Genomic DNA, 19709 nt, shown 5'->3' on the forward strand with positions numbered 1-19709 from the left:
TTGCTTCGCTGGCGCCCGGAATGACGCCAGCCGAAGGCTTCACCGCCCCGTCTTCACCTTCGTCCAGAGACGGTTGATGATCCGCTGCGTGGCCGGCTCGCGGGCGGTGATGACGAACAGTTTCTTCAGGGTCGCGTCGTCCGGATAGATGTTCTTGTCGCCGAGAATCTTCGGGTCGATCAGCTTCTGGCTGGCCAGATTGCCATTGGCGTAAGACAGGAAGTCGGAGTTCTTGGCGGCGACATCTGGCCGGTAGAGGTAGTTGATCAGTTGATACGCTTCCGTGACGTGCTGCGCGTCGGCGGGAATTGCCAGATTGTCGAAGAACATCTGCGCGCCCTCCTTCGGAATGGCGTAGCCGATCTCGATGCCGTTCTTGGCCTCCTCGGCGCGGCTCCGCGCCTGCATGATGTCGCCGGACCAGCCGACGACGAGGCAGATCTCGCCGGTGGCGAGCGCGCTCAAATATTCCGACGAATGAAACTTGCGCACGGAGGGCGCGACCTTGCCGACCACGTCGGCCGCCTTTTCCAGGTCGGCCTGCTTGGTCGAGTTCGGATCGAGGCCGAGATAGTTCAGCGCCGCCGGGAAGATGTCGTCGGCGGAGTCCAGCATGTGGACGCCGCAATCCTTGAACTTGGCAAGGTTCTCCGGCTTGAACACCATGTCCCAGCTGTCGATCCGCGCACCAGACCCTAAGATCTTCTCGATCGTCTTGACGTTGTAGCCGATGCCGGTCGTGCCCCACATGTAGTTGGCGGCGAATTGATTGCCGGGATCGTAGGTGGCGAGACGCTCGGTCACGACCGGCCACGCATTGGCGAGATTGGGCAGCTTGGTCTTGTCGAGCGGCTGGAAGATCTTGGCCTTGATCTGGCGCTGCAGGAAGTACGCGGTCGGCACCACGACGTCGTAGCCGGACTTGCCGGCGAGTAGCCGCGTTTCCAACGTCTCGTTGGCGTCGAACGTGTCGTAGACGACCTTGATGCCGGTCTCCTTGGTGAAATCGTCAAGGACGCCGGGCGCCATATAGTTCGACCAGTTGTAGAAGTTGACGACGCGCTCTTCGGCAAGGCCGGCCGACGCCGAGAGCGTCAGCGTCACAACGGCCAGCGCCAGAGCCGAACGAATGCAGCCGCGCGTCATGAGCTTATCTCTTGTTTGAGCATGATCTTTGCGGAAACCGGTGCCCACTTTCCCGGATCATGCTCCAGCTACCGTCGGTGAATGGCGTCGGACAGGCGCTCCAGCGCCGTATCGAGCGTCGCATCCTTTTTGGCAAAGCAGAACCTGACGACCGAGGTCACGGGATCCTTCTCGTAGAACGCCGACACCGGGATCGCCGCCACCTTGTAGTCATGGACGATGCGGCGGCAGAACTGCTCGTCGGTCTCGTTGAGGCCGAGCGGCGACAGGTCGACCGTGAGGAAATAGGTCCCCTGCGCCTTGAGCACGGGAAAACCGAGCCGTTCCAGCCCGGCCGTGAGCCGGTCACGGCTGCGCGCGAGCTCCGCGCGCATGTCGAGGAAATAGTCGTCGGACTTCCCGAGCCCGTAGGCCACCGCCATCTGCAGGTTCGGCGCCGTCGTGAAGGTGAGGAACTGATGCACCTTGGCGGCGACGCGCAGCAACTGCGGCGCGGCGCAGACGAAGCCGATCTTCCAGCCCGTCAGCGAGAAGATCTTCCCCGCAGAGCCCACCTTGATGGTGCGGTCGCGCATGCCGGGAACGGTGATGAGCGGGATGTGCGCGCGCCCGTCGAAGACCACGTGCTCCCAGACCTCGTCGCAGATCGCGACCGCGTCAAACTCCTGGCAGAATCGCGCCAAGAGCTCCAGGTCCTCGCGCGGATAGACCACGGCGGCCGGGTTCAGCGGGTTGTTGAACAGCACGGCCTTGGTCTTCGGCGAGAAGGCCTGCCGCAGCATGTCCTCGGACAGCCGCCAATGCGGCGGCTCGAGCCGCACCAGCCGCGGAATGCCGCCGGCCTGGCGGATGATCGGAAGGTAGGAATCATAGACCGGCTGAAAGCAGATCACCTCGTCGCCCGGCTCGACCACCGACAGGATCGCCGAGGTCAGCGCCTCGGTGCCGCCGGACGTGACCATGACCTCGCTCATCGGATCGAGGTCGAGCTTGTGCCAATGCTTGTAATGGGCCGCGATCGCCTGGCGCAGCTCGGGCAGCCCCATCATCGACGGGTACTGGTTGTAGCCGTTGAGGACGGCGTCGGCTGCGGCGCGGCGGATGTCCTCCGGGCCGGGATCGTCGGGAAAGCCCTGGCCGAGATTGATGGCGTTGTTGTCGCGCGCGAGCTGCGACATCTGCTCGAAAATGGTGACGGGCAGATCGGCGAAGACCTTGTTCTGCGAGATCATGATGGCGTGTCAGCCGCCGGTCTTGATCGGCAGGCCGGCCGCCTTCCAGCCGAGCATTCCGCCCTGGAGATGCTTGTCATAGGGCAGACCAGCCGCCTGCGCGGCCAGCGAGGCGGTCACCGAGCGCTTGCCGGAGCGGCAGGCGAACACGACGTCCTTGCCCTGGGGATCCGGGATCAGCTTCGGGTCGAAGCCCGACAGGGGAACAACGATGCCGTCGGGATAGGCTTCCGCAGCAACCTCGTTCGGCTCGCGGACGTCGACCAGGAGAATTCGCCCCTCGGCAATCCCCTGGGCCACGTCCTGCGGCGTCAAATCATGCACAACAGCCACGCCTATCCTCCAAGCCTTAGCGGAGCCAGTCAGGGCCCCCAACCGGGCGCCAAACTCACCCCAGACGCACCGAAAATCAAGCGGTTCGGCAGCGGACCGCGCGTGTCTCAGATAGTGACCTGGGTGCCGACCTCGACCACTCGCCCGCTCGGGATCTGAAAATAATCCGTAGCGTCGTTGGCCGACCGGCTCATGGTGATGAACAGATGATCCTGCCAGCGCGGCATGCCGGAATGCGCCGCCGGCTTGAGCGCGCGCCGCGACAGGAAGAACGAGGTCGACATGATGTCGAACTGCCAGCCGAGCTTGCGCGCGATGGCGAGCGCCCGCGGCACGTTCGGCGATTCCATGAAGCCGAAGCGCAAGGTGACCTTGGAGAAGGTCGGGCTGATCTGCTCCAGCCGCACCCGCTCCGCAGGATCGATGCGCGGCGTCGGCGCGGTCTCGATGGTCAGGATCACGTTCTTCTCGTGCAGCACCTTGTAGTGCTTGAGGCTGTGCATCAGCGCAGTCGGCGCGCTCAAGGGATCGCTGGTCAGGAACACGGCCGTGCCGGGCACGCGCTGCGGCGGACGCTTCTCCAGCATCGCCACGAGGTCCGCGAGCGGGAATTCGAGCTTGCGCGATTTCTCAAACAGCAGCCGGCTGCCGCGTCGCCACGTATACATCAGCGTCATCACGAAGCCGCCCAGCGCCAGCGGCACCCAGCCGCCTTCGAGCACCTTCAGCAGGTTCGCCGACAGGAATGTCAGGTCCAGGAACAGGAACGGCGCGATCAGCGCTCCCGCCGCGACCGGCGACCACCGCCAGACCTTCCAGATCACGACAAAGCCCATCATCGCCGTGACGACCATCGTGCCGGTGACCGAGATGCCATAGGCTGAGGCCAGCGCGCTGGACGATTTGAACAGCAGGACCAGGAGCACCACCGAAGCCAGCAGCAGCTTGTTGATCCGGGGAATATAGATCTGGCCCGAATGCGCCTCGGAGGTGTGACGGATCTCAAAGCGCGGCAGCAGACCGAGCTGGATCGCCTGCCGGGTCAGCGAATAGGCGCCGGTGATGACAGCCTGGCTTGCGATAACCGTCGCCACGGTGGCGAGTGCGACCATCGGGATCAGCGCCCATTCCGGGAACATCAGAAAAAACGGGTTCTCGAGCGCCTTGGCGTCGGCGATGATCAGCGCCCCCTGCCCCAGATAGTTCAGCGCCAGCGACGGCAGCACGACAAACAGCCAGGCCGTCTGGATCGGCCGCTTGCCGAAATGGCCGAGATCCGCATACAGCGCCTCGGCGCCGGTGACGGCGAGGAACACGGCGCCGAGCGTGATGAAGCCCACGATACCGTGGTGCAGCATGAAGGACACGGCATTCACCGGGTTGATCGCCCACAGCACCTCTGGATGGCGAAGGATCGGCGGGAACGCCGCGATGCCGATGACCAGGAACCAGATCAGCATGATCGGGCCGAAAAAGGCTGCGACCTTGGCCGTGCCGCGCGCCTGGACGGCGAACAGCGCTGCCAGAATGATGACGGTCAGCGGGACGACGTAAGGATCGAACGCGGCTGTGACCAGCTTGGTGCCTTCGATCGCCGAGAGGACCGACAGGGCCGGCGTGATCACCGCGTCGCCATAGAACAGCGCGCCGGAGATGATGCCGAGCAGGACGATGACGCTGGCGCCGCGGGTGACGCCGCGCTGCGCCAGCGCCATCAGCGCCAGCGTTCCGCCCTCGCCGTGATTGTCGGCCCGCAGCAGGATGACGACATATTTGAGGGTGACGACGACGATCAGGGCCCACAGGATGAGCGAGATCACCCCCATGACCGCATGGGGCGCCGCCTCGCCGCTGCTGCTGGCAGCAGTGACGGCCTCGCGCAGCGCGTACAGCGGACTTGTGCCGATGTCGCCGTAGACGACGCCGATGCTCCCCAATGTCAAGGCGGTAAAGCTGGCCGTCGAATGGGCGTCGCCATGCCCGTTTGTCGCCGGCGCTTCCGCGGGCGTGGCTGCGGCGTCAACTGTCATGGGGTAGCCCCCTCGAGGACTCGTTAATGCTTCACTGCACAATCGCAGAGCGCGCGGCTTATAGCTGCAGCGCTCCAAGGATGAGCCGGGGAGATTGCATATGTTCCATGCAAAATAACATGGATCAACCCTCCGGGCAATCGGGCCGGTCAGATCGTCACCTGCGTCCCGACCTCGACGACCCGTCCAGTCGGGATTTGGAAGTAGTCGGTGGCGTCGTTGGCCGACCGGCTGAGCGCGATGAAGAGATGGTCCTGCCAGCTGGGCATGCCCGATTGGGATGACGGCTTCAAAGAGCGGCGAGAGACGAAGAACGACGTCGACATGATGTCGAACTGCCAGCCGAGCTTGCGGGCCACCGCGAGCGCCCGCGGCACATTTGGCGATTCCATGAAGCCGAAGCGCAGCCGCACCTTGGAGAATTTTTCGCTGATCTTCTCCATGCGCACACGCTCCGCCAGATCGACCCGGGGCGTCTGCGCCGTCTCGATGGTCAGGATCACGTTATGCTCGTGCAGCACCTTGTTGTGCTTGAGATTGTGCAGGAGCGCCGTCGGCACCGAGGTCGGATCGCTGGTGAGAAACACCGCCGTCCCTTTCACGATATGCGGCGGCCGTTTTTCCAGGCTTCCGATCAGGTCATCCAGCGGGACCTCGATCTTCCGCGTCTTCAGCACGAGAATCGCCGAGCCGCGCCGCCATGTCCAGATCGTGACCGCCATGGCCGCGCCGAACAGCAGCGGCACCCAGGCTCCTTCGAACAGCTTGAGCAGGTTGGCACTGAAGAAGGACAGGTCGACAATGACGAAGGGAACGATGATGGCCGCGGCGACGGCGGCGCGCAGGTTCCAGAGCTTCCAGATCACCACGAAGCCCATGATGCCATCGGCGACCATGGTGGTGGACACGGCGATGCCATAGGCCGAGGCGAGATTGCTGGAGGTGCGGAACAGCAGGACCAGCAGCATCACGCCGATCAGGAGCAGGCGGTTGACCCGCGGCAGATAGATCTGCCCGGCATGGCTCTCCGACGTGTAACGCACCTCGAACCGCGGCAGCAGACCAAGCTGCACGGCCTGGCTGACCAGCGAATACGCCCCGGTGATCACGGCCTGGCTCGCGATCACCGTGGCGGCTGTCGCCAGCACGATGAGCGGCAGCAGCAACAGTTCCGGCACCATGCGGTAGAACGAGTTCTCGATGGCTGCGGGATCGGACAGGACCAGCGCACCCTGCCCGAAATAATTGATCAGCAGTGACGGAAGCACGAAGAACAGCCATGCCGACTGGATCGGCTTGCGGCCGAAATGACCGAGATCGGCATACAGCGCTTCGCCGCCGGTGACCGCGAGAAACACCGCGCCCAGCGTGACCAGTCCGATCGTCCCGTGCGTGAGCAGGAATTGGACCGCGTAATAGGGATTGATCGCGGCCAGAACAGAGGGATCGTCACTGATATGAACGATACCCATCACAGCCAGGCTGGCGAACCACAGCACCATCACCGGACCGAAGGCGGACGCCACCCGAGCCGTGCCCTTGCTCTGGACCGCGAACAACACCACCAGGATGAACACGGTGAGCGGCACGACATAATGCTCGAGCGCCGGCGCTGCGAGCTTGAGGCCTTCGACCGCCGACAGCACCGAGATCGCCGGCGTGATCATCGAATCGCCGATGAACATCGACGCGCCGATGACGCCGAGCGACATCAGGAACATGCTGCGCCGGCCAAGGGCGCGCTGGCCGAGCGCCATCAGCGACAGCGTCCCCCCCTCGCCGTTGTTGTCGGCTCGCAGCAGCAGCAGCACGTATTTGGCCGTCACCACGATGAACAGCGACCACAGGATCAGCGAGAGCACGCCGAGCACGATCATCCGCGACACCGGCTCCCCGTGAGCGGCGCCATGCGCGGCTTCGCGGAACGCGTAGAGGGGCGAGGTGCCGATGTCGCCGAACACGACGCCGATGCTGCCGAGCGTCAGCCCCCAGAACCCCGATGTGCTCGCCGCTTCCTGTCCTTCGGTCGATGTTGCGCTGGCCGTCATGTCGCTCGGAACGCATCTTCCCTGTTTGGTCCGGGGCGTTTGGACGCAGACCCGCCGCCGATCAAGTCGCCACCGTAGCAGAGCTTGATTCCTCGGCTATGACCAAACAAGCACGGCGCTCACAGATCTCTCATCCCGCGTCGCGGCAAATTGCAGCGGCGGTCGTTCCAACGCCATGTCAGCTTGGCATGCCCGCGAATCAAGATGTGATGGCGCTTGGAGGCGGGAAATGACGAGCGACGCCCGCTCCTGGCCGAGAAGCCGCCCTAGGGCTTCAGATCGGGGGGCAATGGCGGATCCTCCCGCATCAAGGTGATGGTCACGCGGCGATTGGCGGCGAGCGAAGGATCGTCCGGGAACAGCGGCTGGGTATCCGCCTTGCCGGAAACCGCGAAGATGTGGCTCGGCGGCAGACCTTCCCGCTCCAGGATCTGACGCACGGCGTTGGCGCGGTCTGCCGACAGGTCGAACGCGCCGTAGTCGCTGCGCGCCGGAACGAAGCCGGCCGCGGTATGCCCGGTGATCTGCACCCGCAGCGGCGTCGCCTTGAGCGGCGCAGCCAGCTTCTCGATCAGGCGGCGGGTGCGATCATAGGGCACTTTCGAGCCATCGGCGAACATGGAACGCCCGTCCTGGTCGACGATCTCCAGATTGAGCCCCTGCTTGGTCTCCTCGAACATGATGTGCTTGGAGATCTCGGTCATCTCCGGCATGTCCTGCAAGGCCTGACGCAGCGATGCGGAGGCAAGGGCGAACTGCCGGTCGGTCTTGAGCTTGGCGCCGTTGGTGTGCTGGCGCTCCTCCTGCTCAGGGCTCGGCTCGCGGGACGTCTCCTCCGGCGAGACATGGGCTGCGTTCTTGAGCTTCGGCCGGGTCGGCAGGCCGTCGGATTCGACGATGCCCGAATAGCGTGACTCGGACTGCACGCCGAACGCGTCGCGCATCGAGCCAGCGACGACCTTCAGCTTGTTGTTGTCCATGGTCGAGAAGGCGACCAGCATCACGAAGAAGCTGACCAGCAGCCCCATCAGGTCGGCGAAGGTCACGAACCAGCCGTGACCGCCGCCATGCGCATCGCCCCGCTTCTTCTTGGCCATCGCTCACCCCATCCCCGGATCGCCTGCCGCTGCCGATCAGGCAGGCACAGGCTCACCTTCGGCGTGGCGATGCTTCTCCGGCAGATAGGCCAGCAGCATCTCGCGCACGAGAGCCGGGCTCTTGGAGTCGCGGATCATCAGGATGCCGTCGATGATCAGCGTGCGATTGGTCTCCTCATCGAGCAGCTTGCCATGCAGCTTGTCGGCGATCGGCAGACAGATCAGGTTCGACACCAGCGCGCCATAGAGCGTCGCCAGCAGCGCGGTGGCCATGAACGGACCGAGCTTCGACGGGTCGGTCATGTTGGCGAACATCTGCACCATGCCGATCAGCGTTCCGACCATGCCGAACGCTGGCGCGCAGTCGCCGATGGCGCGGTAGATCTTGCTGCCCTCGTCGAGGTGCATCAGGAAGTTGTCGCGGTCGCGCTCGAGATTGTCACGGATGAATTCGAGGTCGTAGCCGTCAGCCACATAGCGGATGCCCTTGGCCAGAAAGGGCTCGTCGGTTTCGACCTTCTCCAGGCCGACCGGCCCCTGCTTGCGGGCGATCTCGGCGATGCGGGCGAGCTCGTCGACCAGCTCGCGGGCCGACAGGCGGCTCATGGTGAAGGCGAACTTCATGCCGAGCGGAATGCCGTGCAGCATGACTCCAAGCGGGAAGCGGATCATGGTCGCGGAGATCGAACCACCGAAAATGATGATCGCGGCGTGCTCGCTGACGAACATTTCGAGATCGCCGCCCAGCAGCATCATCGTCGCGATGACGATCACGCCAGCTACGAGCCCCGCAGTCGTCATAATATCCATGAGTCAACTCCACCGCCTACGCGCACCACCGACCCCGCCGGACCGACGCGGCTCTTCTGATCCACGTGTTTCGAACCCTACGCGGCCGCCATTAAGGACGAGTTACTGAAATTGGTAGGCATAACACCGGGTAAAGAACGTCGCCGGCATCCTGTCGAAATGGACCACGGTCCCTTCTCAGGCGGCCGCGACGCCACGCTTGAGCAGGTTCGCCTCGGCGAACCGAACCGCCTGCTCGAACGACTGCTGCATCTTGTGGACCATCTCCAGCATTTGCGCCGGCTCCATCGTCGCCGAGCCGAGCTCGAGCTCGCGTGACAGCCTCGACAGCGCCGAGAAGCCGAACGTCGCCGACGAGCTCTTGATGGAATGCGCCTCGCGCTTCAGCTCCAGGCGATCCTCGAACTTGCTCGCAAGAGTGCCGAACTTCCCGGACGTATCGTCCAGGAACGTGCGCAGCACCTCCAGCGCGTCTTCCTCGCCGAGCTCGGACACCAGGATCTGGTAGACGGATTCATCGAATTGCACCAAGTCGGTCATGCCACAAGCCTTTCCTTGTGTTTGGCAGCTGTCGCCCGAAGCAGAGCAGCATTCAGTCGATCGCGTGTGACCGGCTTGGTCACGAAGTCGTTCATGCCGGCATCCGTGCACGCCAGATGATCCTGGCTCGTGGCGTTGGCCGTCAGAGCGATGATGTAGATGTCCCGCGCGGGCGACGGCAGCGCTCGGATCATCCGGGTCGCCGTCAGCCCATCCATCTCGGGCATCATCATGTCCATGAGCACGAGATCGTAGGCATGTTTCTGCACGGCAGCGATGGCCTGGGTCCCGTTATCGACGATGTCATAGCCGTGACCAAGTTTGTCGAGGAGCTTCTTGATCACGAACTGATTGGTGAGATTGTCCTCGGCGACGAGAACCTTGAGCGGCTCGAAATTGACCGGCCGCTCCTCGGAAACCCTCTCGCCGACCGGCGCGATAGGCGCTTCGGGCACACTGAGCTGCTCGACATCCGGCTGCGGTTGCGGCTGGACCTCGATGGAGAAAGTGAAGGTGCTGCCTTCGCCGATCTTGCTCTGCACCTTGATGTCGCCGCCCATGCAGGTGACGAGACGTTTACAGATCGCAAGCCCGAGACCGGTGCCACCAAAGCGACGCGAGATGGAGTTGTCGACCTGGGAGAACTGTCTGAACAAACGGCCGACAGCCTCCGCGGGAATGCCGACGCCAGTATCGGCGACCGAAAATACCAGCGTCAGGTTCGGTCCCGCCAGGTTCTCGGCCCGCACATCGATGTGGACGCTGCCCGCTTCCGTGAATTTGAGCGCATTGCCGACGAGATTGAACAGCACCTGCCGAAGCCGCGCGGGATCGCCCACCACGTAATTCGGCACGTCCGGCGCGATCGATGTCGTCAGTTGCAGGCCCTTCTCTCTGGCGCGCGAGACCAGCAGTTCGGCCGTCGCCGTGACCGATCGGTGCAGGTCGAACTCGATATGCTCGATTTCCAGGCGATCGGCATCGAGTTTCGAGAAATCGAGCACGTCGTTGAGAAGCTGCAGCAGATAGTCGGCCGATTCCCGCAATGTGGTCGCGATCTTGCGCTGCTCCGGCGCAAGATCGGCCGACAGCAGCAGGTCGGCAAGCCCGATGACGCCGTTCATGGGGGTCCGGATCTCGTGGCTCATCATGGCCAGAAATTCGGATCGCGCCCGCGTCCCGGCCTCGGCCGCGTCACGTGACGCGGCAAGGCCAGCCTGATAGCGCGCGATCAGAATGGTGATGATGCCGATGATGACCGTCAGCAGCGTGCCGACCAGAAGGCCGCGGTCGATCCTGATGGCGCTGAAGACCTCGTCGGTCGCCTGCCCGACAATGACCACCAGCGGCTGATCCTTGACCCGCCGGAACGAATAGATCCGAGAGATGCCGTCGATCTGGCTCTTGATGATGTAGGATCCGCTGGCCGTGCGCTCGATGTTCGCCATGATGGGGCTGCTGGCCAACGAGGAGCCGACTCCAGCCGGACCAGCCGAAGCCCGCGCGCGAACAATGCCGTCGGTGCCCACCAGGGTCACGGTGCCATTCTTGCCGATGTCCACCGAATTGTAGAAGCTGGAGAGATATTCAGGATCGAGCGAGACGACCACGACACCGCCGAAAGAGCCGTCCTGCAGGATGATCCGGCGCGTCAGCTGGATCGACCATTTGTTCGAGACGCGGCCAAAGATCGGCTTGCTGATGAAGAGAAAATCAGCCGTGCCGTCGGCGTGGACACGGAAATGCTCGCGGTCGTGCAGGTCGAGGCCGCGCATTTTCGGGTCGATATTGCTGGACAGCATGACGCCGTCCTTGCCGATCACGACGACCTGGAACGAGAAGTCGGACAGGAACTGGCTGTTCCTGGCCCAAAGCGACATGTCGAAATTCTGCGGGTCCTTGGCATAGGAGTCGCGGACATAGAGCAGCGTCTGATCCGCCGCGCGGATCGAGCGGATGATCTGCTCTTCGAAGGCGCGGGCGAGGTTGGCGCCGTTCTTCAGCGCCGACTGCTCGGTGCGGGCGCGCTCCTCGGTAATCGTGTAGACAATTCCGATCCACACCAGCGCAATCGCCGACAGGCCGATCACGGCGCTGCCGAAATGCCCGATCAGCCGGACCAGCGCATCGACGGCCCGGTCGAGCCGGCCGAACAGCCGCATGGATTTGGATATCACCCTGAGCATGTCTTCTCGTCCTCGAAGACATGCAATAGCGGTGCAGGCTCGCCATCAGGTAAAGCTTGATGGATAAAATCTTCCCAACGCGCGACGGCGCGTTAATCCTCGCCATGCCGCTCGTGGTTCGAGGTAATTAGTCACCTGAATTGGTGCGGTTTCAGGGGCGCGGCACTCATCCCCGTAGTCATCCGGAGACCCGCCGAGGGTCCGGCGCCGCATCGCGGACGACAGACCGTGCGAGCCGCCCCTCGAAGGGGGCGGCTCGGTCTGGGCCGTTGGCGCAAACCATGCTCAGTGGATCTCGGCGGATCGCTTCAGCGCCTCTTTGAGCTTGTCGAGCGAGAAATCAGCCGACCGTGCGATCTCCAGGATCGGGGTTTCGCGGCGGGCGCAGAGCTCGGCCGCATCGGGCAGGCTGGCAGCGATGTCGTGGGGGATCACGATGGCGCCGTGGCGATCGGCATGGATCAGATCATCGGAGTGCACCGTCATGCCGGCGACACGAACCTCGCCGCCGAAGCTCTCGGCATGCACCCAGGCATGCGACGGCCCGATCGACCCCGCCAGCGCCTGAAAGCCCGGCGCCCACTGCGGGATGTCGCGAATGGAGCCATCGGTGATCACCCCGAGACAGCCCAGCGCCTTATGGACGTTGCTCTGCACCTCACCCCAGAAGGCGCCATAGCCGATGTCCGGCCCGTCGATGTCCTGGATCACGGCAATCCGCGGACCGTGACCGGTGCCGACATACTCGTAATAGGCAATGCGCCGCCTCGCCTGCTCCTCGGCCGGAAGCGCGGACTTCACCACCGAGCGAATGGTCACCGTACGCGCATATCCGACCATGGGAGGCAGGTCGGGAAACGGACAGACCAGCTGTTTGGTGGTGTAGCCGATCAGGCGGCGCTCGGGCGCCACGATCTCCATCGCATTGCAGATGGTCGGCGTGTCATAGCGCGCAAGCGCCTCGAGGACGGAGGGAGCGAGGGGCGCGGCGGCGGGACTTGTCACAGGCGTTGTCTCCGGATGATGCGGACGGCATTCACGAGCGTCCTTGGCCATCCGGTATAGACGAGGCGACCCAGGCCGGCAAAGCTCCGGCCCGGATCTGGGGCATTGCGCTCAGTGCAGACGTTCAGGCGGCCGCTGCTCCCGCTCGGCCGCAGGCACGCTCGTCTGGGGGAATGAAGCGGCGGACGGCGCCGACGCTTGCGACGCCGTGGCCGCGGTGCCGAGCGCAGCCGCATGCCGCGCCGCCTGCTGGCGGTACAGCCGCCAGCCGAACGGCAGGCTCAGCATATAGAGGATCGAGCCGGCCGAGAGGATATGCCAGGGATAGACCACGAGCAGCGCGACGAAGAACACCACCGCCGCAAATACGGGCAGCACGAGCTCAGGCGCGACGCGCATTCTTGCGGTCTTGCCGGAGAACACCGGAAGCCGCGACACCATGAGGAAAGCGATCAGCAGCGTGTAGAACGCGGTCACCAGCGCCGGCGGCTTCGGTACATCGAGGAAGGCCAGATAGACAGGCAACAGCACCGTGATCGCCCCGAGGGGAGCCGGGACACCGGTGAAGAAATTCGCCGCGAACGGCGGCTTGTTGGGATCGTCAATGCTGGCATTGAAGCGCGCCAGCCGCAGTCCGCCGCTGATCGCGTACATCATGGCGGCAATCCAGCCGCCGTCGCGCAGCTCATGAAGCTGCCAGAAATAAAGGATCAGGCCGGGCGCCACGCCGAAATTGACGAAATCGGCGAGGCTGTCGAGCTCCGCCCCGAATTTCGACTGCCCTTTGATCATCCGGGCGATGCGGCCGTCGATGCCGTCCAGGAAGGCGGCAAAGACGATGGCGCCGACGGCGAGCTCCATCCGGCCTTCGGTGGACAGCCGGATCGCCGTCAGGCCGGCGCAGATCGCCAGCAGGGTGATCATGTTCGGCACGAGCAGCCGCACCGGAATCGGACGGAAACGGCGACGCCGCAGTTCGGGGGAGTTCGGATCGAAGCTCATGATCACACCGCAGAGTGGCTGGTCTGAACCTTGTGCCGGAGCGCGACCCAAGGTTCCCTTAATGAGTCATACTGGATTGGCCGCGGTTCACTGGCTCCGGAACGTCAGTCCAGGCGTGGCCACATCGAAATCGGCCAGGATGGTTTCGCCGGCAATGGCGGTCTGCCCCTCCGAAACCAAAACTTCCGTGCCATCAGGCAGATAGACGTCGAGCCGCGATCCGAACCGGATCAGGCCGAAGCGCTCGCCGGCGCCGACCGTCTGGCCTTCGCGCACGAACGACACGATCCGACGCGCCACGAGACCGGCGATCTGGACCACGCCGATCTTGCCGTGGGGCGTCGAGATTGCGAGCGAATTGCGCTCATTATCCTCGCTCGCTTTGTCCAGCTCCGCATTGATGAACGCGCCGGGGCGGTAGGAGATCTTCTCGATCCGGCCGGCCACCGGGCTGCGGTTCACGTGAACATTGAAGACACTCATGAAGATCGACACGCGCAGCAGTGGACGGTCGCCCAGGCCGAGCTCGGCCGGCGGCAGCGCCCGCGTAATCATCGAGATCCGCCCGTCGGCCGGTGCCACCACCAGCCCCTCCCGCTGCGGGGTGACGCGGATCGGATCGCGGAAGAACAGCGCGCACCAGACGGTGAGCAGCGTTCCGATCCAGCCGAGCGGGGTGAAGATCCAGAACAGGATCAGGCTGACGAGGGCAAATCCTCCGATGAAGGGATAGCCTTCGGGGTGAATCGGGGGAATCTGAGCACGAATGGAATTGCTGATCGACATGGCCTGCTTCGTTGAGATGGTGCCGCTCCGACATCAGAGCTGAGCGCCGCCCTGACTAGGTCGCCGGGCGGCGAAGGTCAAAATGAATCCTTAACCGGTGATCGCGGCGGTTCGCGGGCTCATTCGGCAGCCGTCGCCACTGGACCGTCCAGATCGGGCCTGGTCACCTCGGGCCCGCTTCGACCGGGTGGATTGCGGTTCGGCGCCGAAATGTCGTCGCCGATCTGAGCCAGCTTCTCGCGCGCCGCCTCGGCCTCGCGCTGGCGGTTCCACATGCTGGCATAGAGACCGCCCTTTGCGAGCAACTCGGCATGGGTGCCCCGCTCCGCGATGCGGCCTTGGTCCAGCACGATGATCTCGTCGGCGGCCACGATCGTCGAGAGCCGGTGCGCGATCACCACCGACGTCCGGTTGCGCGACACCCGGTCGAGCGCCTCCTGAATCTCGTGCTCGGTATGGCTATCCAGAGCCGAAGTGGCCTCGTCCAGGACCAGGATGGGCGGACCTTTGAGGATCGTTCGGGCGATCGCGACGCGCTGCTTTTCGCCGCCGGAGAGCTTCAGGCCGCGCTCGCCCACCTGCGTCTCGTACCCCTTGGGTGCCATCCGGATCAGGCCGTCGATCTGGGCCAGCCGCGCGGCCTCCTCGACCGCGGCATCATCGGCATCCCACCGCCCATAGCGGATATTGTAGCGGATGGTGTCGTTGAACAGCACGGTATCCTGCGGCACCATGCCGATCTGCGCGCGCAGCGACACCTGGGTGACGTCGCGGATGTCCTGCCCATCGATCAGGATGCGGCCGCTGGACACGTCGTACAGCCGGAACAGCAGCCGCGAGATGGTCGACTTGCCAGCGCCCGATGGCCCCACGATCGCAACCGTCTTGCCGGCGGGCACCTCGAAGCTGAGCCCCTGCAGGATCGGCCGGTCCGGCTCATAGGCGAAGCGGACATCCTCGAAGCGGAGCTGGCCGTTTGTCACCACCAGCGGCTTCGCCCCCGGCGCATCCTTCACCTCTGCATCGCGGGTGAGCACGCCGAACATCTTCTCGATGTCGATGATCGCCTGCTTGATCTCGCGGTACACCATGCCCATGAAGTTCAGCGGCTGGTACAGCTGGATCATCATGCTGTTGATCATGACGAAGTCGCCGACGGTGTTATGGCCCTGGCGCACGCCATGGGCACACATCAGCATCGACGCGGTCAGCCCGATGGTGAAGATCACCGCCTGGCCTGCGTTGAGCACCGCGAGCGACGTATAGGTTTTGACGCTGGCGCGCTCATAGCGCTCCATCGAGCGGTCATAGCGCTGGGCCTCGCGTGCCTCGGCGCCGAAATATTTCACCGTCTCATAGTTCAGAAGCGAATCGATCGCTTTGGTATTGGCCTCGGTATCCGAGTCGTTCATGCGACGTCGGATCTCGATGCGCCATTCGGTCGCGATGTAGGTGTAGTACAGATAGGCCGCGACCATGGCCAGCGTGACCAGTACGTAACGCCAGTCGAATTGCCACAACAGAACCGCGGTCAGCAGCGAGACCTCGACGATCGTCGGGATCAGCTGCAGGATCACCATCCGCACGATCGTCTCGATCGCGTTGCGGCCGCGCTCGAGCACGCGGGTCAGACCGCCGGTCTTGCGCTCCAGGTGGAAGCGCAGCGACAATTCGTGCATGTGGACGAAAGTGATGGTCGCGAGCTTGCGCACCGCATGCATGGCGACGCGGGCGAAGATGCCGTCGCGCCATTGCGTCAACACCGCCATCAGCACGCGTATCGCGCCGTAGCTCGCGGTCATCACGATGGGCGAGGCAACCAGCCAGAAGGCCCAGTTATCCGGTTGAATTGGCGCGGTGTTGGCGCCGGTCAGCGCATCGGTGGTCCATTTGAAGGTGAAGGGCAGAACAAGCGTCGCGACCTTGGCTGCGAGCAGCAGCACGACCGACCACAAGACGCGCATTTTGAGATCGGCCCGATCGCTCGGCCAGATGAAGGGCCAGAGGCGCCGCAAGGTGCCGGCCAGCGTCCCCTGCTCGAGGGACGCTTGCGGCTGGTTGGCGGCTGGATCGGAGGCGGAATCAGGCGGCATCAAGCAATCTGGAACAGCAGGGGGCGCGGCATGTTGTGATGCCGGAGCGGGTTTGCGTCATATAGAGTGTCCCAGCGCCATATGCACGTGCGTGGCGACCGAAACCGTTGCCGCGGCGCAGTATTTGCATCTTCGATTGCGACAGATTTATCCAGATCGTGCGGGACTCTCCGTAAAAGCCCGCGGATCCAGCCCATCCGCCTTCGTCTTGACGCCTTTCAACTGCAGTGTCACATCCCTCCAATGACTGAAATCCGCACCGTCTGCGTCTATTGCGGCTCCGGCCCGGGGACGAATCCCAGCTTTATCGAATCAGCCAAGGCGCTCGGCAAGGCGTTTGCCGAGAGCGGCGTGAGGCTCGTCTATGGTGGTGGCTCCGTCGGCATGATGGGCGCCGTCGCCAAGGCCGTGCTGGATCATGGTGGCGAGGTCACCGGCATCATTCCGGACTTCCTGGTCAAGAAGGAAGTGATGATGCCGCTGAAGGATCTCATCATCACGCCCGACATGCATGAGCGCAAACGGCTGATGTTCGAGCACTCCGATGCGTTCGTCGCCCTGCCCGGCGGCATCGGCACGCTGGAAGAGCTGGTAGAGCAGTTGACCTGGAAGCAGCTGGGACGCCATGCGAAGCCGGTGCTGATGGCCAATATCGACGGCTTCTGGGAACCGCTGTTCGCGCTGCTCGCCCACATGCGCGAGACCGAGTTCATCCGCCCCGGCTTCCAGATCGAACTGCTCAAGGCCGAGCGCGTCGAGGACATCCTCCCCCGCTTGCGCGAAGCCGCCGCCCGCGTCGCCAAGGAAGAGACGGAAATGGCGCCGGAGATCGCCAAGCGGCTCTGACATCACTACTCAGTCGGACATGTCACCGCTTCGATCCGGTTGCCGTCGGGATCAAGCACGAAGGCCGCGTAATAGCGCACGCGGTCATGCGGCCGCAGCCCGGGCGGACCATCCAACACCCCGCCCGCCTGCAGCGCCGCGGTATGAAGGCCGTCGACATCCGCCGCCAACCGGGCAGCGCCAACGCTCGCTGATAGGAGCGCGCGCTGCGAGCGAGATCGCTGGCGCCGACGGACATTGGTCGATCATGCGTTTGCTCCTGACCTCTCCACGTCATTGCGAGGACCGCAGCGACGAAGCAATCCAGAGTCGCGCAATCGGCCCTGGATTGCTTCGCTCGCAATGACGGCCACCTATGTCAGCCCGCCGCACCTGACTTCACAAGCTTGTAGAATACCGAATCCATCAGCGCCTGGAACGAGGCGGCGATGATGTTGGGCGAGACACCGACCGTGGTCCAGCGCTCGCCGGTTTCGTCCTCGCTCTCGATCAGCACACGCGTGACCGCCTCGGTGCCGCCATTGAGGATACGCACGCGGTAGTCGATCAGCTTGAGGCCGTCGATATAGCTCTGATACTTGCCGAGGTCCTTGCGCAGCGCGACGTCGAGCGCGTTGACGGGGCCGTTGCCTTCGGCCGCCGAGATCAGCCGCTCACCGGCGACGTCGACCTTGACGACCGCGAGCGCCACGGTGATGCGCTCGCCGACGGCGTTGTAGCGCTGCTCGACATTGACGTCGAACTGCTCGACACGGAAGAATTCCGGCACCGAGCCGAGGGTACGCCGGGCCAGGAGTTCGAACGAGGCATTGGCGGATTCATAGGCGTAGCCGGCGGCCTCGCGCTCCTTCAGCTTCTCGACAAGGCGCGTCAGCTTCGGATCGCTCTTGCTGAACGGGATGCCGCCGCGCTCCAGCGCGGCGATCACGTTGGAGCGGCCAGCCTGGTCGGAGACCAGCACCTTGCGATGATTGCCGACGCTCTCGGGCGCGACGTGCTCATAGGTCTGCGGGTCCTTGAGCACGGCCGATGCGTGGATGCCAGTCTTGGTGACGAAGGCGCTCTCGCCGACATAGGGCGCATGCCGGTTCGGCGCCCGGTTGAGCATGTCGTCGAGCGTGCGGGACACCTTCACCAGCGAGCCGAGTTGCTGGTCGGAGACGCCGATCTCGAACCGGCTGGAAAACTCTTCCTTCAGCTTCAATGTCGGGATCAGCGAGCACAGATTGGCGTTGCCACAGCGCTCGCCGAGGCCGTTCAAGGTGCCCTGGATCTGACGTACCCCGGCCCGCACCGCCGCGAGCGAATTCGCCACTGCCTGCTCGGTGTCGTTATGGGCATGGATGCCGAGATGATCGCCGGGCACGTGCTTCGCGACCACACCGACGATCGTCTCGATCTCGTGCGGCATGGTGCCGCCATTGGTGTCGCACAGCACGACCCAGCGCGCCCCGGCCTCATAAGCGGTCCTGGCGCAGGCGAGAGCGAACTCGGCATTCTCCTTGTAGCCGTCGAAGAAATGCTCGCAATCGAGCATGACCTCGCGCCCCGCTGCCCTGGCTGCCGTCACGCTGTCGCGGATCGAGGCCAGATTCTCCTCGTTCGTCGTCTCGAGCGCGACCCGCACCTGATAGGCCGACGATTTGGCGACGAAGCAGATCGCATCCGCCTTGGCCTCCAGCAGCGCCGCCACGCCGGGATCATTCGACACCGAGCGACCGGCGCGCCGCGTCATGCCGAACGCGGTGAAGCGGGCCTGGCCAAGCTTCGGCTTCTCGGCGAAGAACTCGGTGTCGAGCGGATTGGCGCCGGGATAGCCGCCCTCGACATAATCGATGCCGAGTTCGTCGAGCATGCGCGCGATGACGCGTTTGTCGGCGAGGGTGAAATCGACGCCGTTGGTCTGCGCGCCGTCGCGCAGCGTCGTATCGAACAGATACAGCCGTTCCCGGCCTGTGCCCGTGCTGCTCATGCCTGGGCTCCTGCGCCGAGCGTCTTTTTCATCGTGGTGTTCGCGAGCCACTCGCCATTGATGGAGACGCTGTTGCGCTGCTGGGCGACGTAGCCGCGCTTGCGGAAGAAATCCACCGCGCTGTCGCTGGCGTCGACCCGCAGGCCTGTCGTGCCACGCGCGCCCGCAAGCTTCTCCAGCGCGTCGCACAGCGTCGCGCCGACGCCCTGCCCGGCGGCGCTCGGATGCACATAGAGCATGTCGATCTGGTCGTTGCCTTTCAAAGAGGCGAAGCCGACCGGCGCCCCCTGCAGCGTCGCGATCAAGGTGAGCTCGGAGGCCAGCTTCTTGCCGAAGCTGGCTTCATCATCGGCGGCGGACGCCCAGGCCTCCTGCTGCTCCTCGCTGTAATCGTCTGACGTCAGCTCGTGGATGCTGGCAACGAAGATCGCGGCCAGCAGCGGCGCATCTGCGGGGAGGAATGGCCGCAACGCGGCCTTTGGAAATGCCTGTCCCATGTCCTCACCACATGCCGTAGAGCTTCGTGACCAGCGCCACCGCGCCTGCGATCAGCACCAGTTTCAGTCCGATATAATACAGCCAG

Annotated in this window: 16 protein-coding genes and 1 pseudogene; 1 reads left to right on the forward strand and 16 read right to left on the reverse strand. The window is 64.1% G+C overall.

Translation table 11 applies throughout. The features are described 5' to 3' along the window. Positions 1-39 precede the first annotated feature (39 nt). The 13 genes from ACVIJ6_RS33310 to ACVIJ6_RS33370 form a co-directional block, all read right to left on the reverse strand. Positions 40-1146, reverse strand: coding sequence for a polyamine ABC transporter substrate-binding protein (locus tag ACVIJ6_RS33310; RefSeq protein ID WP_456776188.1), 1107 nt, complete (start codon positions 1144-1146; stop codon positions 40-42). 68 nt (positions 1147-1214) lie between these two features. Further along, entirely contained in the window at positions 1215-2378 is a 1164-nt protein-coding gene (locus ACVIJ6_RS33315) for an aminotransferase (RefSeq protein WP_456776189.1), read from the reverse strand. A 9-nt stretch (positions 2379-2387) separates the two neighbouring features. Next, on the reverse strand, positions 2388-2711 hold the full coding sequence (locus ACVIJ6_RS33320) for a rhodanese-like domain-containing protein (protein WP_012043618.1): 324 nt from the start codon (positions 2709-2711) through the stop codon (positions 2388-2390). A 107-nt stretch (positions 2712-2818) separates the two neighbouring features. After that, the gene (locus ACVIJ6_RS33325; protein WP_456776190.1) at positions 2819-4741 is read right to left on the reverse strand and encodes a potassium transporter Kup; all 1923 of its coding nucleotides are present in this window, start codon (positions 4739-4741) and stop codon (positions 2819-2821) included. 149 nt (positions 4742-4890) lie between these two features. Continuing rightward, positions 4891-6789 carry a potassium transporter Kup gene (locus ACVIJ6_RS33330; RefSeq protein ID WP_456776191.1) on the reverse strand — a complete coding sequence of 633 codons (1899 nt, stop codon included), beginning with the start codon at positions 6787-6789 and terminating at the stop codon, positions 4891-4893. Between the two features lie 266 nt (positions 6790-7055). Beyond that, entirely contained in the window at positions 7056-7886 is an 831-nt protein-coding gene (locus ACVIJ6_RS33335) for an OmpA/MotB family protein (protein ID WP_012043615.1), read from the reverse strand. Between the two features lie 36 nt (positions 7887-7922). Further along, the gene (locus tag ACVIJ6_RS33340; protein WP_012043614.1) at positions 7923-8696 is read right to left on the reverse strand and encodes a motility protein A; all 774 of its coding nucleotides are present in this window, start codon (positions 8694-8696) and stop codon (positions 7923-7925) included. Between the two features lie 177 nt (positions 8697-8873). After that, on the reverse strand, positions 8874-9236 hold the full coding sequence (locus ACVIJ6_RS33345; protein WP_012043613.1) for an Hpt domain-containing protein: 363 nt from the start codon (positions 9234-9236) through the stop codon (positions 8874-8876). Further along, on the reverse strand, positions 9233-11422 hold the full coding sequence (locus ACVIJ6_RS33350; RefSeq protein WP_456776192.1) for an ATP-binding protein: 2190 nt from the start codon (positions 11420-11422) through the stop codon (positions 9233-9235). The genes ACVIJ6_RS33345 and ACVIJ6_RS33350 overlap by 4 nt, the downstream gene beginning before the upstream one ends. Positions 11423-11707: 285 nt before the next feature. Beyond that, complete coding sequence (locus tag ACVIJ6_RS33355) at positions 11708-12427, reverse strand: RraA family protein (protein WP_456776193.1); 720 nt, start codon at positions 12425-12427, stop codon at positions 11708-11710. A 111-nt stretch (positions 12428-12538) separates the two neighbouring features. Continuing rightward, complete coding sequence (locus ACVIJ6_RS33360) at positions 12539-13429, reverse strand: CDP-alcohol phosphatidyltransferase family protein (RefSeq protein WP_456776194.1); 891 nt, start codon at positions 13427-13429, stop codon at positions 12539-12541. 87 nt (positions 13430-13516) lie between these two features. Continuing rightward, entirely contained in the window at positions 13517-14215 is a 699-nt protein-coding gene (locus tag ACVIJ6_RS33365; protein ID WP_012043609.1) for a phosphatidylserine decarboxylase, read from the reverse strand. Positions 14216-14334: 119 nt separating this feature from the next. Then, entirely contained in the window at positions 14335-16308 is a 1974-nt protein-coding gene (locus ACVIJ6_RS33370) for an ABCB family ABC transporter ATP-binding protein/permease (protein ID WP_456776195.1), read from the reverse strand. 243 nt (positions 16309-16551) lie between these two features. On the opposite strand from ACVIJ6_RS33370, the gene ACVIJ6_RS33375 reads away from it, so the two are divergent. Next, positions 16552-17154 carry an LOG family protein gene (locus ACVIJ6_RS33375; protein ID WP_012043607.1) on the forward strand — a complete coding sequence of 201 codons (603 nt, stop codon included), beginning with the start codon at positions 16552-16554 and terminating at the stop codon, positions 17152-17154. Positions 17155-17159: 5 nt separating this feature from the next. On the opposite strand, the pseudogene ACVIJ6_RS33380 reads toward ACVIJ6_RS33375, so the two are convergent. The 3 genes and pseudogenes from ACVIJ6_RS33380 to ACVIJ6_RS33390 all read right to left on the reverse strand — a co-directional run. Next, positions 17160-17330: pseudogene (locus tag ACVIJ6_RS33380) on the reverse strand (VOC family protein); the annotation flags it as partial. A gap of 182 nt (positions 17331-17512) precedes the next feature. Then, positions 17513-19126: a citramalate synthase gene (gene cimA, locus ACVIJ6_RS33385; RefSeq protein ID WP_456776196.1), complete on the reverse strand. Its 1614-nt coding sequence runs from the start codon at positions 19124-19126 to the stop codon at positions 17513-17515. Continuing rightward, positions 19123-19623 carry a GNAT family N-acetyltransferase gene (locus ACVIJ6_RS33390; protein WP_456776197.1) on the reverse strand — a complete coding sequence of 167 codons (501 nt, stop codon included), beginning with the start codon at positions 19621-19623 and terminating at the stop codon, positions 19123-19125. Before ACVIJ6_RS33390 ends, cimA begins: the two co-directional genes overlap by 4 nt. Positions 19624-19709: the final 86 nt, after the last annotated feature.

Source organism: Bradyrhizobium sp. USDA 4369 (assembly GCF_054056435.1).

Bases quoted from the DNA above. Each gene is read 5' to 3' on its own strand.
- ACVIJ6_RS33310 (WP_456776188.1), bottom strand. From the start codon at position 1,146: ATGACGCGCGGCTGCATTCGTTCGGCTCTGGCGCTGGCCGTTGTGACG.
- ACVIJ6_RS33315 (WP_456776189.1), bottom strand. From the start codon at position 2,378: ATGATCTCGCAGAACAAGGTCTTCGCCGATCTGCCCGTCACCATTTTC.
- ACVIJ6_RS33325 (WP_456776190.1), bottom strand. From the start codon at position 4,741: ATGACAGTTGACGCCGCAGCCACGCCCGCGGAAGCGCCGGCGACAAAC.
- ACVIJ6_RS33330 (WP_456776191.1), bottom strand. From the start codon at position 6,789: ATGACGGCCAGCGCAACATCGACCGAAGGACAGGAAGCGGCGAGCACA.
- ACVIJ6_RS33335 (WP_012043615.1), bottom strand. From the start codon at position 7,886: ATGGCCAAGAAGAAGCGGGGCGATGCGCATGGCGGCGGTCACGGCTGG.
- ACVIJ6_RS33340 (WP_012043614.1), bottom strand. From the start codon at position 8,696: ATGGATATTATGACGACTGCGGGGCTCGTAGCTGGCGTGATCGTCATC.
- ACVIJ6_RS33345 (WP_012043613.1), bottom strand. From the start codon at position 9,236: ATGACCGACTTGGTGCAATTCGATGAATCCGTCTACCAGATCCTGGTG.
- ACVIJ6_RS33350 (WP_456776192.1), bottom strand. From the start codon at position 11,422: ATGCTCAGGGTGATATCCAAATCCATGCGGCTGTTCGGCCGGCTCGAC.
- ACVIJ6_RS33360 (WP_456776194.1), bottom strand. From the start codon at position 13,429: ATGAGCTTCGATCCGAACTCCCCCGAACTGCGGCGTCGCCGTTTCCGT.
- ACVIJ6_RS33365 (WP_012043609.1), bottom strand. From the start codon at position 14,215: ATGTCGATCAGCAATTCCATTCGTGCTCAGATTCCCCCGATTCACCCC.
- ACVIJ6_RS33370 (WP_456776195.1), bottom strand. From the start codon at position 16,308: ATGCCGCCTGATTCCGCCTCCGATCCAGCCGCCAACCAGCCGCAAGCG.
- ACVIJ6_RS33375 (WP_012043607.1), top strand. From the start codon at position 16,552: ATGACTGAAATCCGCACCGTCTGCGTCTATTGCGGCTCCGGCCCGGGG.
- cimA (WP_456776196.1), bottom strand. From the start codon at position 19,126: ATGAGCAGCACGGGCACAGGCCGGGAACGGCTGTATCTGTTCGATACG.
- ACVIJ6_RS33390 (WP_456776197.1), bottom strand. From the start codon at position 19,623: ATGGGACAGGCATTTCCAAAGGCCGCGTTGCGGCCATTCCTCCCCGCA.